The following is a 15,361-nucleotide window of genomic DNA, read 5'->3' as shown; positions in this document are numbered from 1 at the left end:
TTATGAGCGAAGCCGAGGCGCGGCTTGATCGTGCCTATCGCATTCTCAGTGGCGATGACAGCGACGAGCGCAGTTGCGAGGCCATTCCCGACAGCGCCTGCTCCGACGTGCCGCGCAATTACGTCTACAACGTCGCCAACGGCGCATCCACCAAGCTTGCCGAACAGCTTGCCGGGCCGAACCTGGTGTTGCCCTGGGTCTTGTCGATGCTGGGCACGCCAGCGGTGATCATCGGTCTGCTGATGCCCGCGAAGCAGGTGGGCTCCCTCGCGCCGCAGCTGGCAGTTTCCGGCCAGATCCGCCGGCTGGCGAGGCGACAATGGGCATGGGTTGGCGCCGGTATCACCCAGGCGGTGATGCTGCTTTTCATCGCGCTCGCAGTAGTGACCCTGGGCCCGGTGAGTGGCGGCCTGACCGTGTTGCTCTGTTTCACGGTGTTCAGTATCGCCAGTGGGGTTGGCTCGGTGGCATTCCAGGATGTGACCGGCAAGACCATACCCAAGGGGCGTCGCGGTCGAATGCTGGCCAATCGGGCAGCCATCGGCGGCAGTCTGACACTGCTTGCCGGTCTGGCCCTGCACTATGGCTTCGGTGCAGAGGCGGGCGTCGGCGTCTATGCCGGCCTGATCGCAGCGGCGGCGGGTCTGTGGTTGCTGGGGGCAGCGTTCTTCGCACTGATGGACGAGACCCCGGGTGCCACCGAAGGCGGCCGAAACCCCCTGCAGGAACTCAAGAACGGCTTAGTGATCTCCGCCCGCTATCCCGGTTACCGGGGATTTCTCTATACCCGTGCCCTGTTGCTGTCCGTGGAACTGGCCATGCCGTTCTATGCACTGCATGGCCGGGAGGTGTTCGGCGGTGAGGTGGCCGCCCTGGCCGTGTTCATTGTCACCGTAGGGCTTGCCAGCGTTATCAGTAGCCCCGTCTGGGGTTACTTCTCCGACCGCTCAAGCCGCACCGTGCTGGCGCTGAGTGGTTTGCTGGCGACCCTTGCCGGTGTGGTTGCGCTGGTGATCGGAGGGATTGAAGCCTTGCAGTCGCCGATCATCTACACCAGCGTCTTTGTCATCCTCGGCATCGCCGAGGCCGGCGTGCGACTGGGACGTAAAACCTATCTCGTGGACGCGGCGCCCAAGGATGAACGGCCCCTATATATTGCGTTCAGCAACACGACCATCGGTGTGCTGGCTGTTGCCGGTGGGTTGTTCGGATTGATCGCACAGGTGTTCGGCATCCAGGTGCTAGTCGTGGTATTACTTCTGTTGTCCCTCGCCGGTGCCGCCGCCGCCTGGGCGATGCCGGAAGCCGAACGGATGCTCGAGTCGCCATCAGCCTGATGCATGGCCTGGGCCACAGCGACCGGTATGAGAACCCATGAGGTTGCCTAAAGCATGATCAAGGTGTTGCTCGTTGATGATCATCAACTGGTGCGCAGCGGAATCCGGCGCATGCTCGACGACACTGACTGGTTGACGGTCGTGGGCGAGGCAGGCAGTGGCGAGGACTGCATCAACCTGGTGCGTGAGCATCACCCGGATGTCGTGCTGATGGACGTCAACATGCCGGGCATGGGTGGCCTCGAGGCCACCCGCAAGCTTCTCCGCGTCCAACCGGACCTGCGCATTATTGCGCTCACCATCTACATGGAAGAACCGTATCCGTCCCGATTGCTTGAGGCCGGCGCCGTCGGCTACCTGACCAAGGGCTGCGCGGTGGAGGAGATCGTCGAGGCGATTCGTTGTGTGACCCGGGGTGAACGGTATCTGGGAGCGGATATTGCCCAGCAGATGGCCAAACAGGGTTTCGCCCGCCAGGGCTCCGGCCAATTGGACAAGCTCTCCCAGCGGGAAATCCAGGTCATGCTTATGATCACGCAGGGTTACAAGATGCAGGAAATCTCGGATACCCTGTGCCTGAGTCCGAAAACGGTGAGCACATACCGCTACCGGCTCTACGAGAAGCTGGGCGTGGAAACCGATGTGGAATTGACCCATCTCGCCATTCGTCATGGCATGATCGACCACCTTCAGTAGCCAAGCCGGCGGGTCGCTTTAGTGCGACTCCTGATGCATGACCAAAACTGACATCTTCGATTCCTCAAGTATCGTGCGCCATCTCCCGGAAACGCCGGGCGTCTATCGCATGCTGGATGGCGATGGCACGGTGATCTACGTGGGCAAGGCCCGACGGCTGCGGCGTCGTGTGGCGAGTTACTTCAACCGTGGCCACAAGGATCCGAAAACCACCACCATGGTGGCGCAGGTACGGGATATCGAATTCACGGTCACCCATACCGAGGCTGAAGCCCTCATCCTTGAAAACACCCTGATCAAGGAACTCTCTCCGCGCTATAACGTATTGCTGCGGGATGACAAGAGTTACCCCTACATCTATCTGTCGGACCACGCGGAATTCCCGCGCCTCGGGTTCTACCGTGGCTCGCGGCGGCGTCGGGGCCGTTTCTTCGGCCCGTTCCCCAGTGCCACCGCGGTGCGCAACACGCTCAGCCATCTGCAGAAAGTCTTTCCCGTGCGGCAGTGCGAGGACACCTTCTTCCAGAACCGCTCACGACCGTGCCTGCAGTACCAGATCAAGCGTTGCACGGCGCCCTGCGTCGGGTTTATCCAACCCGAGGACTACGCCCGTGATGTGCGCCATGCGGTCAAGTTTCTTGAAGGCCGAAGTGGTGAGGTCATCGACGAACTGGTCCGGGACATGGAGGCGGCTTCGGCTGAGCTGGAATTTGAACGCGCCGCACGCCTGCGCGACCGCATCAGCAGTCTGCGGCGGATCCAGGAGCGTCAATACATGTCCGGCGAGCGGGGAGACCTGGACGTGGTGGCCTGCGTGGGTGACGGCCAGACGGCATGCGTGCAGGTGTTTGTCTTCCGTCACGGACAGAACCTGGGCAACAAGGCCTACTTTCCGAAAGTGCCCGCCGGGACTGATGAAGCCGATGTACTGGCGGCGTTCCTGGCGCGCCACTACCTGGGTGGCAAGGTGCCCAGGGAGATCGTCATCAATCAAGCGCTGCGCGAGCATCGCCTGTTGGAGGAGGCGCTTGGCGCAGCCAGTGGCCATGGAGTCAGCCTGCGGACCAGTGTGCGTGCCGAGCGCCGTCACTGGCTCGACATGGCCATCAACAATGCACGGGCAGCGCTGCAGTTGCGGACTGCCAGTCAGGCCGGCATGCAGCAGCGCTTCGAGGCCTTGCAGGAAGCCCTGGCGCTGGAGCAGGTGCCGGAGCGACTGGAATGTTTTGATATCAGCCACACCGGGGGGGAGGCCACCGTGGCCTCCTGCGTTGTATTCAACCGCGACGGCCCGTTGAAAGCCGACTATCGCCGCTTCAACATCGAGGGCATTACCCCCGGGGACGATTACGCCGCCATGCGCCAGGCCCTGACACGGCGTTACACGCGCCTGAAGAGGGGGGAGGCTGCGCTGCCGGATCTACTGGTGATTGACGGCGGGGAAGGACAGCTTTCCCAGGCTGTGGAAGTGCTCCAGGAGTTGCAGGTTGATGGTGTGTCGGTACTCGGCATTGCCAAGGGTCCGGAACGAAAGGCCGGTCTGGAAAGATTGATCCTCGCCGACACCGGAGAAGAGGTCATGCTGCCCACCCAGTCCCCGGCACGACTGCTTCTGCAGCAGATTCGGGATGAGGCCCACCGGTTTGCCATTACCGGTCATCGCCAGCGGCGCGGCAAGGCCCGCCGCACGTCGACCCTGGAGGAGATTGCCGGCCTGGGGCCCAAACGTCGACAACAGTTGCTAAAGCAGTTTGGCGGTCTGCGTGGTGTGATGGCTGCCGGCGTGGAGGATCTGGCCAGCGTGAAGGGCATCAGCCGGGGCCTCGCGCAGCAGATTTACGACGTGTTCCACCCGGATGGCGCAGGCTGAAGCCGCTGGCGCTGGACAGCCGCACCCGGCCGCCTGCACAGTAGGTGCCCGAATCACCGACTTGAAGAGTTGACCGCGCAAGATGCCGATGAACCTGCCCAATATGCTCACCCTCGGGCGGATCGTCATGATCCCCGTTTTCGCCGTGGTGTTCTTCATGCCGGTGGAATGGGCCAATCTGGCGGCTGCCGCGGTTTTCGGTCTCGCCGCTCTGACCGATTGGCTCGACGGCTTCCTGGCACGCAGGCTCGGCATGACCTCGGCATTCGGCGCCTTTCTCGATCCGGTGGCCGATAAACTCATCGTCGCCATGGCTCTTGTGGCGCTGCTGGCGGAGAATCCCTCACCGTGGTTTGCCCTGGCGGTGGCGGTGATCATCGGCCGGGAAATCACCGTGTCGGCCCTGCGGGAGTGGATGGCGGAACTGGGCAAGCGGGCCCGGGTCGCGGTGAATGCGATTGGCAAGTTCAAGACTGCCGCGCAGATGGTGGCCATCCTGATGCTGGTCTACGCCGATCCGATACTGGGGCTCCCGACCTACCATATCGGCTTCGTGCTTTTGTTCGTTGCCGCCGCCTTGACCCTGTGGTCCATGGTGGTGTACCTGCAGGCGGCAATGGTGGTTCTCCGGGAAGAAGACCGGCGCACTCGCAAGGCTTGACAGGCGAATCGCGATCTCTAGAATACTGCGCACAGCACGCGGGAATAGCTCAGTTGGTAGAGCACAACCTTGCCAAGGTTGGGGTCGCGAGTTCGAGTCTCGTTTCCCGCTCCAAACGCCTGGAAACCCCGGCATCAGCCGGGGTTTTCTGTTTCAGACGGTGTTCGAGTCGTCAACGGGCGGCACCGCTGGTATGCTTTTCAGGTTTGGCTCGGTGGCAGAGTGGTGATGCAGCGGACTGCAAATCCGCGTACGTCGGTTCGATTCCGGCCCGAGCCTCCATCCTTTATCGTCCCCCTCATTACATCAAGATGTTGACTGCGTCGCGGGATCGGGGCGGAAGCTGCTCTACAATGAATCTGATGATTGTTCATGTAGATTCAAGCTGCCGGTGGGGGCCGCGCGGTCTAGATCATGGCTGATGATCACGTGCTGGAGAGACGGCCGGCCACGCTGTTGCGCCAGAGTATCGACGTGCTCGTGGTGGCACTCGGCGGAATGCTGGTGACCTTGCTGGTAGCGGGGCTGTTTCAGTCTGCGGAGAACGAGCGCTTCAATCAGGCCTTTTCCCGTGATGCAGGGGCACTGGCGAACTCCGTTGACCGGCAGGTTGCAGTGAAGCTGCGGGATCTGGACGCCCTGAAGACCTTTTTTGTGGAGGCGCAGACCCTCTCTCCGTCGATGTTTGAGCGGATTACAGCGCCATTTCTCGATAATGCCCTCGCGCTGGGTTGGGTCATGCCGGTAGACGCAACCTACCGGTCGAGGCTCGAGACCGAACTCAGTCTTGCCTACGGCAGACCGGTCAGCATCCTCGATCCTGTCCTGGACGCCAGTGTCGAGCCCGCAGATCCCCGAACGCTCTATTTCCCCCTGGTGTTCATCGCCTCCAACGTCATGCCCAACCCGCCCATCGGTATGGACATGATGATCGAACCCCGTCGCCAGCGGACCTTGCAGCGTGCCATCGAGAACCGCCAGCTGGCAGCGACCGAACCGCTGCAGCTGGTCACCGGCGGGACTGGAGGCACCTGGGGGCTGTCCCTGCTGCTACCGGTATTCAACGCCCAGGGGCTGGACCCTGACTCCGGCTATGGTGTGACCGGACTACTCCTCAGTGCTTTCGATTTCGAGGGACTGCTCGGTCTCCCGGATATGGCGCGGCAGTCCGAGCTTGCCATCCGGTTGATTCATACCGCTTCAGACGGGAGTTCGCTGGTTGTCGTGGATAGTGGCGTGCCGGATCTGGAAGCGCCGGCCGACGCACTGTCACAGACAGTACAGATCGCCGACCAGACATACCGCCTGGAGTTGCGACCCGGTCTTGACTATGCATCCGGCCGGCACCGCGCTGTCTGGATGCCCGTGCTCATGGCGGGCACCATCATTACACTGTTGTTATCCGCCTACCTGCTGGGCATCAAGGTGCAGAGAGGCCGAACCCAGCAGCTGGTCGAGCGGCGAACCCGGGAGTTACGCGCCACCGAGCGCCGGCTGCGGCAACTTGCTGTCACCGACGAGTTGACCGGCCTGTTCAACCGGCGCCACCTGGAAGAAATGATAGAACGCGAGCTCGGCCGCCTGCAGCGCTATGCCGAGCCCGCATCAATCATCATGTTCGACCTGGATCATTTCAAGGAAATCAATGACTCCCTGGGGCATGAGGCAGGAGACCGTGTGCTGCGGCAGGTGGCGCGCCTGCTGGAAGCGCGTATCCGGCAGACCGACACTGGCGGGCGTTGGGGTGGTGAAGAGTTCATGATTCTCTGCCCGGGTGCGCGTGACGATCAGGCCGCAGAACTTGCCGAGCAGATCCGTGGTTTTCTCGCCTCACTGCACATGGAGGGTGTGCCCAAGATCACCGCAAGTTTCGGCGTTACGGCGATCCAGGCTTCGGATTCCTCGGAGGAATTGCTGCGTCGCGTTGATGCACTGCTGTACGACGCCAAGCGCGCCGGGCGTAACCGTGTGGTCGCAGGATGAGTTAGACTGGCCGCCGAGTTTCATGGTCGTCATTGCCCGGGTGGCGAAATTGGTAGACGCAAGAGACTTAAAATCTCTCGGCCGCAAGGCCGTGCCGGTTCGAGTCCGGCCCCGGGCACCAGTTGCCTCAGATTCATGCGGAGCAGTGTCAAGCCGTGTCTGACGCAGATCAGATTGCGAAATGGAACAGTCGGTATCGTGACGCCGACCCAAACGACGCCCGGGCGGCCGAGGTGTTGTCCCGGCATATGCATCTGTTGCCGACGGCAGGCAGCGCGCTGGACGTTGCCTGCGGCATAGGCGGTAACGGTATTCTACTCGCGAGTCACGGGCTGGAGACCTCGGCCTGGGATGTGTCGGACGTCGCCGTGGACGCGATTAACCGATTTGCATCCAACCACTATCTGCCTCTCACCGGCGCAGTCAGGGACGCGGTGACAGATCCCCCGGCGCCGGGTAGTGTCGATGTCATTGCGTGTACGCGCTTCCTCGATCGAAGCCTCTGTCCGGCACTGGCTGCTGCTCTGAAGCCTGGCGGTCTGCTTTTCTACCAGACCTTCACACGGCTGCGTGTTCACGGCGGCGGGCCGAGCAACCCTGATTATCTCCTCAAGGACGGCGAGCTGTTGTCGCTCTTCCCCACGCTTTCGCCGGTGATCTACGTCGAAGAGAGGGATCTCGGCGACATCGCCCAGGGGTTCCGTGACCAGGCCATGCTTGTCGCGCTGCGCAGCGCCTGATCGCTCGTGGAACTGCGGGTCTCGCAGGCCTGTCCAGGATGCCCTTGCTATGTCGCGTCGCAGGCTCTGGTGTTAATCTCTGCCAAGGCCGTAGGGGTTTTCGATGTGTTGCCGGAGTAGCCGTATTCGATGAGCCAGCGTTTGGGGGTGTGGGCATTCGTCCTCCTGTCAGGCCTGATGCTGTTGACGGGGCACCTGTTCGGCCAGACAACGCCGGCATGCAAGGCGGAGACGCCGCCGCTTGCCGGTATGGAGTGGCAGACCATCGCTTTCCTGGCTGACGACGGGCAGGCGGCCGCTGAGCTCAGGGTGCGGGTCGCGAGGACCCAGGGGCAGAGAGCCGCAGGCATGCAGCATCTCTGTCCCGAGTCCATCGAGGAGAATCCGATGCTGTTCGTGTTTCCATCGCCCCAGCGCCCGGCTTTCCATATGAATAACGTGCATGCGCCGCTGGACATGGTGTTCATCGACCCGGATGGTCGGGTGATGGAGCTGCATCTGATGGAACCGGGCAACAGCCTCACGAGCCCATCGGCGCCCATCAGCCATGCCCTCGAACTGGCGGCTGGTCAGGCCGCTGACCTGGGTATCGTTCCGGGGATGCGTCTGCATTGGCGGGCGGAGCATTGATTGACGGGCAGGGCGCGCGAACCCATGGCGCCCGGTCGTTGTCAACGTCGCATGGGTCAGTATGCCGGCGGGTCGGAGGCACTGTCTGCATGGCCCCAAGGTTGTCGCCGGCCTTCGCGGATCATGATCTACCGGCGTTGACGTAGATGATTTTTGGATAAACAACGTGCCATCCAGCCGACAGATTGAAATGCCCGATTTCAGCTCGGGCCGTGCAAGCGCAGAATCTCTTGCGGATCAATTGCGACTTATCGTCGATGACCGGCTGGGGAAGCTGATCCCGGAGGCGGATGCCGAGGGTCAGTCATTGGCTGAGGCAATGCGCTTCAGCTTGTTGTCACCCGGCAAACGGGTGCGTCCGCTGTTGACCCTGATGGCAACGTTGCAGTTGGGCGGTGATACGACTGCAGCCCTCGATACCGCCTGTGCGCTGGAAATGGTACACACGGCCTCGCTGGTGCTGGACGACCTTCCCTGCATGGATAACGCGGCCATGCGCCGTGGCCTGCCAGCAGTCCACAAGCGTTACGGGGAGGATGGCGCAATCCTGGCAGCCATTGCGCTCATGAACCGCGCATATGGCGTTGTCGTCTCCGATCCGAAGCTGTCCGCCGCGACCCGTTTGCGCCTGGTCGAGGGGCTGTCCACGGCGATCGGACCTGACGGCCTGGTCAGTGGCCAGAGCAGGGATCTCACCGCCAACGGCCGGCCCCGAAGCCGCGAGGAAATCGAGGATATCAACCATCAGAAGACCGGCGTCCTGTTCCAGTTGGCAGTGGAGTCGGGGGCGGTGATTGCAGAGGCGGATGATTCCGCCTACGCGCCGCTGCGATCCTTCGCACGCCATGTCGGGCTCGCCTTCCAGGCCAGTGATGATGTCCTTGATGCCATGAGTTGCGTCGCCATCGCCGGCAAGGATGTCGGCCAGGATGCCGGCAAATCCACTTTGGTGTCGGAACTGGGCGTTGCGCAAGCCTGCGGTATCGTTCGACAACATCTTGCAGATGCCCATGCGTGCCTGAGGCAGCATTTCCCCGGGCATCCTCCCTACTTGCAGGAGCTACTGGATTCCCTGTTCCGGGAACTGCCGACGGAATGACCGTGGCCGCGCGAATCGCAGGCGCCGGTGAAGGCGTGCCGCTGGCACTGGATGCCAGGGATCTGCAGGTCGGTTACGGAGGTGATCCTGTGCTCCGGGGCGTGGATATGCAGATCGCCGCGGGGGAAATCGTTACTCTGCTCGGGCCGAATGGTGCAGGCAAGACCACATTGATGCGCAGCATCTGCGGCCGGATACCGCTGACCTCCGGCACTGTATCCGTCGCTGGGCGATCAGGCGGTTCTGGCGCCGCGCGTAGGATGCTCGGCTTCGTGCCCCAGGAAATTGCGCTCTACCCGATGCTGACGCCCCGGGAGAACCTGCGCTTCTTCGGACGGCTGGTTGGCCTCTCGAGGGGGGCTCTGAACGCGGCAGTTGATCGTGCCTTGCAACTGACACAACTCACCGACCGCGCCGACGTCCTTGTTCAGACCCTTTCCGGAGGCTACCAGCGCCGGGTGAATATCGCGGCTGCTATTCTCCATGCCCCGCGCATGTTGGTTCTGGATGAGCCGATGGTGGGGGTCGATGTCAATGCGCGGCAGGCGCTTCAGCAGGTCCTGTTGCGCCTGGCCGAGGAGGGCATCGGCATCCTGCTTACAACTCACGATCTGGAGCAGGCAGAGCGCGTCAGTGATCGGGTGGTGATTCTGCTGCAGGGAGAGCTGATCCGTAACGGCTCGGTTGAGAGCCTTATTGCAGAGACTTTCGGTGACCACCGCGAGGTCCACCTGACATTACTCCAGCAGCCGGAAGATGGGCTTCAGGCGTCCCTCCGCGGCTTGGGCCTCGCTGCTGTCAATGGCGATGCCTTGCATTGGCTGGGCGAACTCGAGTCGGGTCTCGTCCCCATGCGGCGGTTGCTGGAGCAACTCGAGGACCTTCAGATCGCGGTGCGCGAGATTCGCGTCCGTCAGCCGGACCTGGACACCCTTTACCGGCGCCTCACGGCTGGCCCTGGGGGGGTGCGTTGATTCTTGCCGTGCTGCAGGTCATGTGGCTCAACCTGATTCGAGACCGTGGCGCCCTTGCCATGGCGACGGTGCTTCCACCCGTGATTTTCGTGATCTTCGCCGCGATCTTCTCGGGTACCAGCGGGGATGATCTGCAGCTGCGGGTCGCCTGGGTCGACCTGGTTAACGACGATGACACTGCACGGCTCTACGAACGCCTTGCCGAAGACGAGACCCTGCGGCTTGAAGCCCATACGGGGGCGACCGGTCTCGACGATGTGCGGGACCTGGTGCGCGCTGGTAGTGTCGATGCGGCGATAGTCCTGCGCGGCACGCTGCATGATGTCGAGGACGGTGTGCCACCGATCCTCGTCATCGCCGATGATAGTCGCGCCATCGCCGGCCCCATGGTGGCAGGGCGCGTCCAGGATGCCATCGGGACCGGGCTTCCCGATGTCGAACTCAGTCGCACGCTGGCTGTGGTCGAACGCATGCTGGGCGGCTTCAGCGCCGAGCAGGAGCAAAGGCTTGAGGCGGCGCGTGCCGGCGCATCCGAGGGTGGTGGAGGCGCGGTGGGTATGGAATCCATGCCCGGTCAGGGTGGCGCGGTTGGCGGCGTCAACTACTACGCTGGCGCCGTGGCGATGCTGTTCCTCCTATTTGCTTCGATGCAGGGTGCGGCCAGCGTCATCGAAGAGCGGCAGTCCGGCATCGTCGATCGCTTGCTGATGGGCCCCGGAGGCCACTACGTGATCCTGGCGGGCAAATGGCTCTTTCTCACCTTGCAGGGTCTGCTGCAGGTTTCGCTGATCTTCCTGGTGGCCTGGCTCGGTTATGGTGTCGACCTGTTCGGGAACTTCGGCCCATGGTTGCTGACTACGATGATGGCGGCGGCGGCCGCCGGTGGCCTGGCACTGGCTCTCACGGCAGCCTGCGGAACGCGCCAACAGGCACAGACCATCTCTTCGTTTGCCGTGCTTCTGCTGTCGGCGATTGGTGGCAGTATGGTGCCGCGCTTCCTGATGCCGGGATGGCTTCAGGACCTGGGTTGGATCACCCCGAATGCATGGGGCATCGAGGCCTATCAGGGGATCTTCTGGCGTGGCGACACAATGGTGGAATTGGCTCCCTATTGGGGCGTACTACTCGGTATCGCTCTGATATCTTTTATGAGTGCACTGGTGCTCGCCGGGCGCTGGTCACGGACCTGACTCAAGAGTAGAGACAGTAATGACGCAGTATTTCGTCAATGCGCTTTACCTGCTGGGTGCACTGGTCGCCATGGAGTTTGTTGCCTGGGCGGCGCACAAGTACATCATGCACGGCTGGGGCTGGGCGTGGCACCGGTCGCACCATGAACCGGGGGAGGGTGTCCTCGAGAAGAATGATCTCTATGCTGTCGTTTTCGCCGGGCTGTCCATCGTGTTGATCGCCTATGGCGCCGTGGACCATGGCCCGACCTACTGGATCGGCCTTGGCATGACGCTGTACGGATTTCTCTACTTCCTGGTGCACGATGGATTGGTGCACAAGCGCTGGCCGTTGCGCTACATTCCGAGATCAGGTTATCTCAAGCGTTTGTATCAGGCCCACCGGCTGCATCATGCGGTACGTGGCCGCGATGGTTGCGTTTCCTTCGGCTTTCTTCTGGCGCCGCCAATCAGTGTGTTGCGGGAGCAGTTGCGCGACAATGTGCGCAACGGGCGCGCCACACTGAGCGAGGGGCGGGAAGAGCGCTCACAGATGACGCGGGCGCGTCCATAGGCCGGCTCTGGATGGCAGCGGGCGTAAACGGCCGATGCTCACAGCGTGCAGCGCGCGAAGGCAGCCGCGGGCGGTGAGGTAGAGCTTTCGCTTGCGTGTCGTTACAACCCGCGTGTCCCAGGCATCGGCACCCCGATGACTGACTTTGGTACCAATATCCCGGTAGACCCCCCTCGCAGTGGCGATGGCCCAGGCGCTTCGGAAGGGCAGCGCCGACAACCCTGCTATGGCTGACGCATAGTAGGGTTCTGCAGTCTGCACCAGCCGCTGAACGACCCTGGCCACGGCGGCTCGATTCGCGGGATCATTCACGGTGTCATGGCGCAGCCCGAACTCATCCAGCCACTCCGCTGGCAGGTAGCAGCGCCCCAGTTCGAGATCATCCATGACGTCCCGGGAAATGTTGGTCAACTGGAAGGCAATGCCCAGATCACAGGCGCGATCGAGAATGTCGGCATCGCGAACGCCCATGACCATTGCCATCATCACGCCCACAACGCCTGCAACGTGATATGAATATTGCAACGTATCGTCCAGGGTGTCGTAGGTGTGTTCCTGAACGTCCATGCGGAAACCCTGGAGGAAGTCCATCACGCAGGCCTGGGGAATCCGGTGATCCTGCACCACCCGCTGGAAAGCCTGGAACACCGGTTCTTCCATGGACTCACCGCGCAACGCCAGGCTGGTTTTCTCTTCCAGCAGGCGCAATCGCTGTTCCGGGCTGTCCGTCACGGCCCTGTCATGAAAGAACCCCAGGTCCTGGCCGTCGATGACGTCATCGAAATAACGACAGGCCGCATAGAGAAGGGAGGCACTGTCGCGAGTCTCCGCTGGAAACAGACGTGCGGCGGCGGCAAAGCTCCGGGAGCCCTGTTCCAGTGACTCACGTCCGAGATGGGTGATGGCATCCATACGGTGCAGACTCCGACGACTAGGCGGTACGTCGCGTAAGCCCGGCATCCGCAAGCATCAGCCCGGCCGTTGCCTTGGCGGATCCCACGACTCCCGGTATGCCTGCCCCGGGGTGGGTGCCGGCCCCCACCAGATAGAGATTCGACAAGCGGTCGTCCCGGTTGTGGGGCCTGAACCAGGCGCTCTGCTGCAAGACAGGTTCCACCGAGAATGCCGAGCCCAGGTGCGAATTGAGATCATCCCGGAACCCGGCGGGTGTCAGCAGGCGCATGGTGACCAGGTGATCGCGTAACCCGGGCAGGTAGTGTTCACCGAGGTAGTCGAGAATCCGGTCTGCGTACTTGGGACCCTCAACTTCCCAGTCGATATTCGCCCGGCCGAGGTGGGGCACCGGCGAGAGTACGTAGTAGGTGCTGCACCCTTCCGGGGCAAGGGAGGGGTCGGTAACCGTGGGCGCGTGCAGATAAAGCGAGAAGTCATCAGCCAACTCGGGGCCATTGAAGATTTCATTGATCAGACCACGGTAACGTGGCCCGAACAAGACCATATGGTGCTGCAGGTCCGGATAGGTGCGATTGAGGCCGAAGTAGATCACGAACAGCGACATGCTGTAGCGCATGCGTGCCAGGCGCCGGGCTTCCTTCGGGCCCCGCTCGCTGCCGCGCAGCATGTGGCGGTAGGTATGCATGACATCCGCATTGCTGGCGACGGCATCGAACTCGGCGGACCAGCCGTCTGCGGTGCGCAGGCCCTTTACCCGCCCATCCGTCACCAGGATTTCATCCACCTCGGCGTTCAGGCGGAACTCGCCGCCCAGATCCTCAAAGAGACGAACCAGTGCCTGTATGAGTGCTCCGGTTCCGCCCCGGGGAAACCACACACCCCATTCCCGTTCCAGGGCATGAATCAACGCGTAAATGGAGGATGTCTTGAACGGATTGCCCCCCACCAGAAGCGGATGGAACGAGAATGCCTGGCGCAGATGCTCGTTGCGGATGTAGCGAGAAACGATGCTGTAGACACTTCTGTAGGCCTTGAGCCTGACCAGTTGCGGAGCCACACGCAGCATGCTGCGAAAGTCGAGAAACGGCACCGAGCCCAGCTTGAGATAACCCTCGGCGAACACGTCACGGGAAAACTGCAGGAACTCACGATAACCGGCCACGTCGTCGGGGTTCATCTCCCGAATCTGTCGCTCCAGGCGTTCCTGATCGTTGGTGTAGTCGAAGACGTCGCCATTCTCCCAGCACAGTCTGTACATGGGATCCACGGGCAGCAGCTCGACGTAGTCACGCATCTGCCGACCCGCCTGGGTGAACAACTCTTCCAGCGCCGTCGGATCGGTGATTACCGTGGGGCCGCCATCAAAGGTAAACCCCTGGTCCTCGTAGACGTAAGCGCGACCGCCCGGTTTGTCTCGCTTCTCGAGCAGCGTGGTCTGGTAGCCGTTTGCCTGTAGCCGGATAGCCAGCGCCAGGCCGCCAAAGCCGGAGCCAATAACGGCCGCCCGGGGTTGTTCGCTCATGCGGATCCTGCCTCTCGTCGATACAGCGCCCGATCGGATATGCAGCCGAGGGCAGAGAAAAATGGGACCGGCGGTTTACCGACCAACAGCCGGGCCTTGTCCGGCAGAGTCAGCGAGCCGGCATAAAACCGGGTGATCAGTGGTGCCCGTAGCGAATAGAAACGCTCCAGGACGCGATAGCGGAGTTCAGGTTTGCCCGCCCGGAACAGCATGCGATTGACCAGCCGGAAAACCCGCCCCCGCCGCCAGACAGAGCAGGCGTGTTTCCAGCTCAACTCGGCGACGCGCTGAGGGGAATCGACGCCAATCTCGGCGATGGCGTCTGCCAGGCGGACTGCCTCCGGTAGGGAGTAGCCGGTGGTGGGGTGGAACAGTCCTGCGGCGAGCCCACTTCGGGGAACATCCGGCGAGGCCTCCGCCCAGAAGGCATCCAGGTCGCCGGCGAGCAGTATCGGCAGAACGCCCTGTTCTTCGCGCAAGCATTCATCCACCAACAGGCCATGGGAGGCCGCGTAGTCGGCGATGGCATCGCGGAACGCGGTCAGGGACAAGTCGCCACCATCACTGTATCGGGTGTCCTCTATCAGGAGGCGATGACTGTCGAAGGGCAGAATGTAAACGAACCGATAACCGTCCTGCTGCGAGACTGTCGCATCCATGATGACGGGGCGTTGAAATCCGTGGGGTTCCCGGCAGCGCAGCTCCTGACCGACGAACTTCTGGAATCCCATGACCAGATGGTTGCTGCCGCGTTGCCCGCGACCATCGATAACCGTGCTGGCCTGCAGACGCTCGCCGGAGGCGAGTTCCACGGAATCCGGCTGAATATCCACCACAGCCTCGCCTAATCGAAACTCTGCCACCTGGCGCTCGACCATCTGCTCGCGCAGATGGTCCGAGGTCAGGGCCTGGTAGCCCCCGCCGAGAATACGGCTGTAGGTCGGGAAACGCACTTCATGATCCGGCCAGCGGTGAACGATCAGCGGCGAAAGCCACTGGTTCTGCGCGGTAGTGAGGTCGGTGTCGTGAAAACACCAGGTGTGGTTGCCCGCCAAGGCCGGTTCCCGTTCGAGGATCAGGATCCGTGCATCTGGGGAGCGCTGACGCAGTCGCCAGGCAATCAGGCAGTTGGCAAGACCGCCGCCGACAAGAATGAGATCCGGTTTCATGGGCCCCGAGAAGGTCGTCCTG

14 protein-coding genes and 3 tRNA genes are annotated in these 15,361 nt (G+C 62.3%); 14 read left to right on the top strand and 3 right to left on the bottom strand.

Annotation, left to right across the window (positions count from 1 at the left end; all coding sequences use genetic code 11):
* Positions 1–2 precede the first annotated feature (2 nt).
* The 14 genes from J2T57_RS14995 (at position 3) to J2T57_RS14930 (ending at position 11,733) form a co-directional block, all read left to right on the top strand.
* Positions 3–1,337: an MFS transporter gene (locus J2T57_RS14995; RefSeq protein WP_253480056.1), complete on the top strand. Its 1,335-nt coding sequence runs from the start codon at positions 3–5 to the stop codon at positions 1,335–1,337.
* 54 nt (positions 1,338–1,391) lie between these two features.
* A complete protein-coding gene (uvrY, locus tag J2T57_RS14990) occupies positions 1,392–2,033 on the top strand; it encodes a UvrY/SirA/GacA family response regulator transcription factor (protein ID WP_253480053.1) in 642 nt (213 codons plus the stop codon).
* A gap of 37 nt (positions 2,034–2,070) precedes the next feature.
* Positions 2,071–3,903 carry an excinuclease ABC subunit UvrC gene (uvrC, locus tag J2T57_RS14985; protein WP_253480051.1) on the top strand — a complete coding sequence of 611 codons (1,833 nt, stop codon included), beginning with the start codon at positions 2,071–2,073 and terminating at the stop codon, positions 3,901–3,903.
* Between the two features lie 82 nt (positions 3,904–3,985).
* The gene (gene pgsA / locus J2T57_RS14980) at positions 3,986–4,564 is read left to right on the top strand and encodes a CDP-diacylglycerol--glycerol-3-phosphate 3-phosphatidyltransferase (RefSeq protein ID WP_253480037.1); all 579 of its coding nucleotides are present in this window, start codon (positions 3,986–3,988) and stop codon (positions 4,562–4,564) included.
* Between the two features lie 38 nt (positions 4,565–4,602).
* Positions 4,603–4,678: transfer RNA gene (locus J2T57_RS14975), tRNA-Gly, on the top strand.
* Positions 4,679–4,772: 94 nt separating this feature from the next.
* Positions 4,773–4,846 (top strand) — tRNA-Cys (locus tag J2T57_RS14970).
* Between the two features lie 132 nt (positions 4,847–4,978).
* Entirely contained in the window at positions 4,979–6,547 is a 1,569-nt protein-coding gene (locus tag J2T57_RS14965; RefSeq protein WP_253480034.1) for a sensor domain-containing diguanylate cyclase, read from the top strand.
* Between the two features lie 34 nt (positions 6,548–6,581).
* A tRNA-Leu gene (locus J2T57_RS14960) sits at positions 6,582–6,668 on the top strand.
* 34 nt (positions 6,669–6,702) lie between these two features.
* A complete protein-coding gene (locus J2T57_RS14955) occupies positions 6,703–7,287 on the top strand; it encodes a class I SAM-dependent methyltransferase (RefSeq protein WP_253480031.1) in 585 nt (194 codons plus the stop codon).
* A gap of 129 nt (positions 7,288–7,416) precedes the next feature.
* Entirely contained in the window at positions 7,417–7,917 is a 501-nt protein-coding gene (locus tag J2T57_RS14950; RefSeq protein ID WP_253480028.1) for a DUF192 domain-containing protein, read from the top strand.
* A 190-nt stretch (positions 7,918–8,107) separates the two neighbouring features.
* Complete coding sequence (locus J2T57_RS14945; protein WP_253480025.1) at positions 8,108–9,016, top strand: polyprenyl synthetase family protein; 909 nt, start codon at positions 8,108–8,110, stop codon at positions 9,014–9,016.
* Between the two features lie 2 nt (positions 9,017–9,018).
* Positions 9,019–9,990 (top strand): ABC transporter ATP-binding protein, encoded by a 972-nt coding sequence (locus J2T57_RS14940; RefSeq protein ID WP_253480022.1) that lies wholly within the window; start codon positions 9,019–9,021, stop codon positions 9,988–9,990.
* Complete coding sequence (locus J2T57_RS14935) at positions 9,987–11,180, top strand: ABC transporter permease (protein WP_253480019.1); 1,194 nt, start codon at positions 9,987–9,989, stop codon at positions 11,178–11,180. Before J2T57_RS14940 ends, J2T57_RS14935 begins: the two co-directional genes overlap by 4 nt.
* 19 nt (positions 11,181–11,199) lie before the next feature.
* Positions 11,200–11,733, top strand: a complete 534-nt coding sequence (locus J2T57_RS14930; protein ID WP_253480016.1) for a sterol desaturase family protein — start codon at positions 11,200–11,202, stop codon at positions 11,731–11,733.
* Here the strand turns inward: J2T57_RS14930 and J2T57_RS14925 are convergent.
* From J2T57_RS14925 to crtY, 3 genes are read right to left on the bottom strand one after another with little or no spacing between them, the layout of a single operon-like run.
* Positions 11,707–12,645: a phytoene/squalene synthase family protein gene (locus tag J2T57_RS14925; protein WP_253480011.1), complete on the bottom strand. Its 939-nt coding sequence runs from the start codon at positions 12,643–12,645 to the stop codon at positions 11,707–11,709. The two genes, J2T57_RS14930 and J2T57_RS14925, sit on opposite strands and share 27 nt — an antisense overlap.
* Positions 12,646–12,664: 19 nt before the next feature.
* Positions 12,665–14,170 (bottom strand): phytoene desaturase, encoded by a 1,506-nt coding sequence (locus J2T57_RS14920; RefSeq protein WP_253480008.1) that lies wholly within the window; start codon positions 14,168–14,170, stop codon positions 12,665–12,667.
* The gene (gene crtY / locus J2T57_RS14915) at positions 14,167–15,339 is read right to left on the bottom strand and encodes a lycopene beta-cyclase CrtY (RefSeq protein ID WP_253480005.1); all 1,173 of its coding nucleotides are present in this window, start codon (positions 15,337–15,339) and stop codon (positions 14,167–14,169) included. Before crtY ends, J2T57_RS14920 begins: the two co-directional genes overlap by 4 nt.
* Positions 15,340–15,361 lie beyond the last annotated feature (22 nt).

This window comes from Natronocella acetinitrilica (assembly GCF_024170285.1).
GTDB classification, from domain to species: Bacteria; Pseudomonadota; Gammaproteobacteria; order Nitrococcales; family Aquisalimonadaceae; genus Natronocella; species Natronocella acetinitrilica.
The sequence above is the reverse complement of the archived record's forward strand: the minus strand, read 5'-3'. Positions and strand labels throughout refer to the sequence as shown.

Coding starts and splice junctions, on each gene's coding strand:
- J2T57_RS14945 (WP_253480025.1), top strand. CDS start 8,108: ATGCCCGATTTCAGCTCGGGCCGTGCAAGCGCAGAATCTCTTGCGGAT.
- J2T57_RS14930 (WP_253480016.1), top strand. CDS start 11,200: ATGACGCAGTATTTCGTCAATGCGCTTTACCTGCTGGGTGCACTGGTC.
- J2T57_RS14925 (WP_253480011.1), bottom strand. CDS start 12,645: ATGGATGCCATCACCCATCTCGGACGTGAGTCACTGGAACAGGGCTCC.
- J2T57_RS14965 (WP_253480034.1), top strand. CDS start 4,979: ATGGCTGATGATCACGTGCTGGAGAGACGGCCGGCCACGCTGTTGCGC.
- crtY (WP_253480005.1), bottom strand. CDS start 15,339: ATGAAACCGGATCTCATTCTTGTCGGCGGCGGTCTTGCCAACTGCCTG.
- uvrY (WP_253480053.1), top strand. CDS start 1,392: ATGATCAAGGTGTTGCTCGTTGATGATCATCAACTGGTGCGCAGCGGA.
- J2T57_RS14950 (WP_253480028.1), top strand. CDS start 7,417: ATGAGCCAGCGTTTGGGGGTGTGGGCATTCGTCCTCCTGTCAGGCCTG.
- pgsA (WP_253480037.1), top strand. CDS start 3,986: ATGCCGATGAACCTGCCCAATATGCTCACCCTCGGGCGGATCGTCATG.
- uvrC (WP_253480051.1), top strand. CDS start 2,071: ATGACCAAAACTGACATCTTCGATTCCTCAAGTATCGTGCGCCATCTC.
- J2T57_RS14920 (WP_253480008.1), bottom strand. CDS start 14,170: ATGAGCGAACAACCCCGGGCGGCCGTTATTGGCTCCGGCTTTGGCGGC.
- J2T57_RS14995 (WP_253480056.1), top strand. CDS start 3: ATGAGCGAAGCCGAGGCGCGGCTTGATCGTGCCTATCGCATTCTCAGT.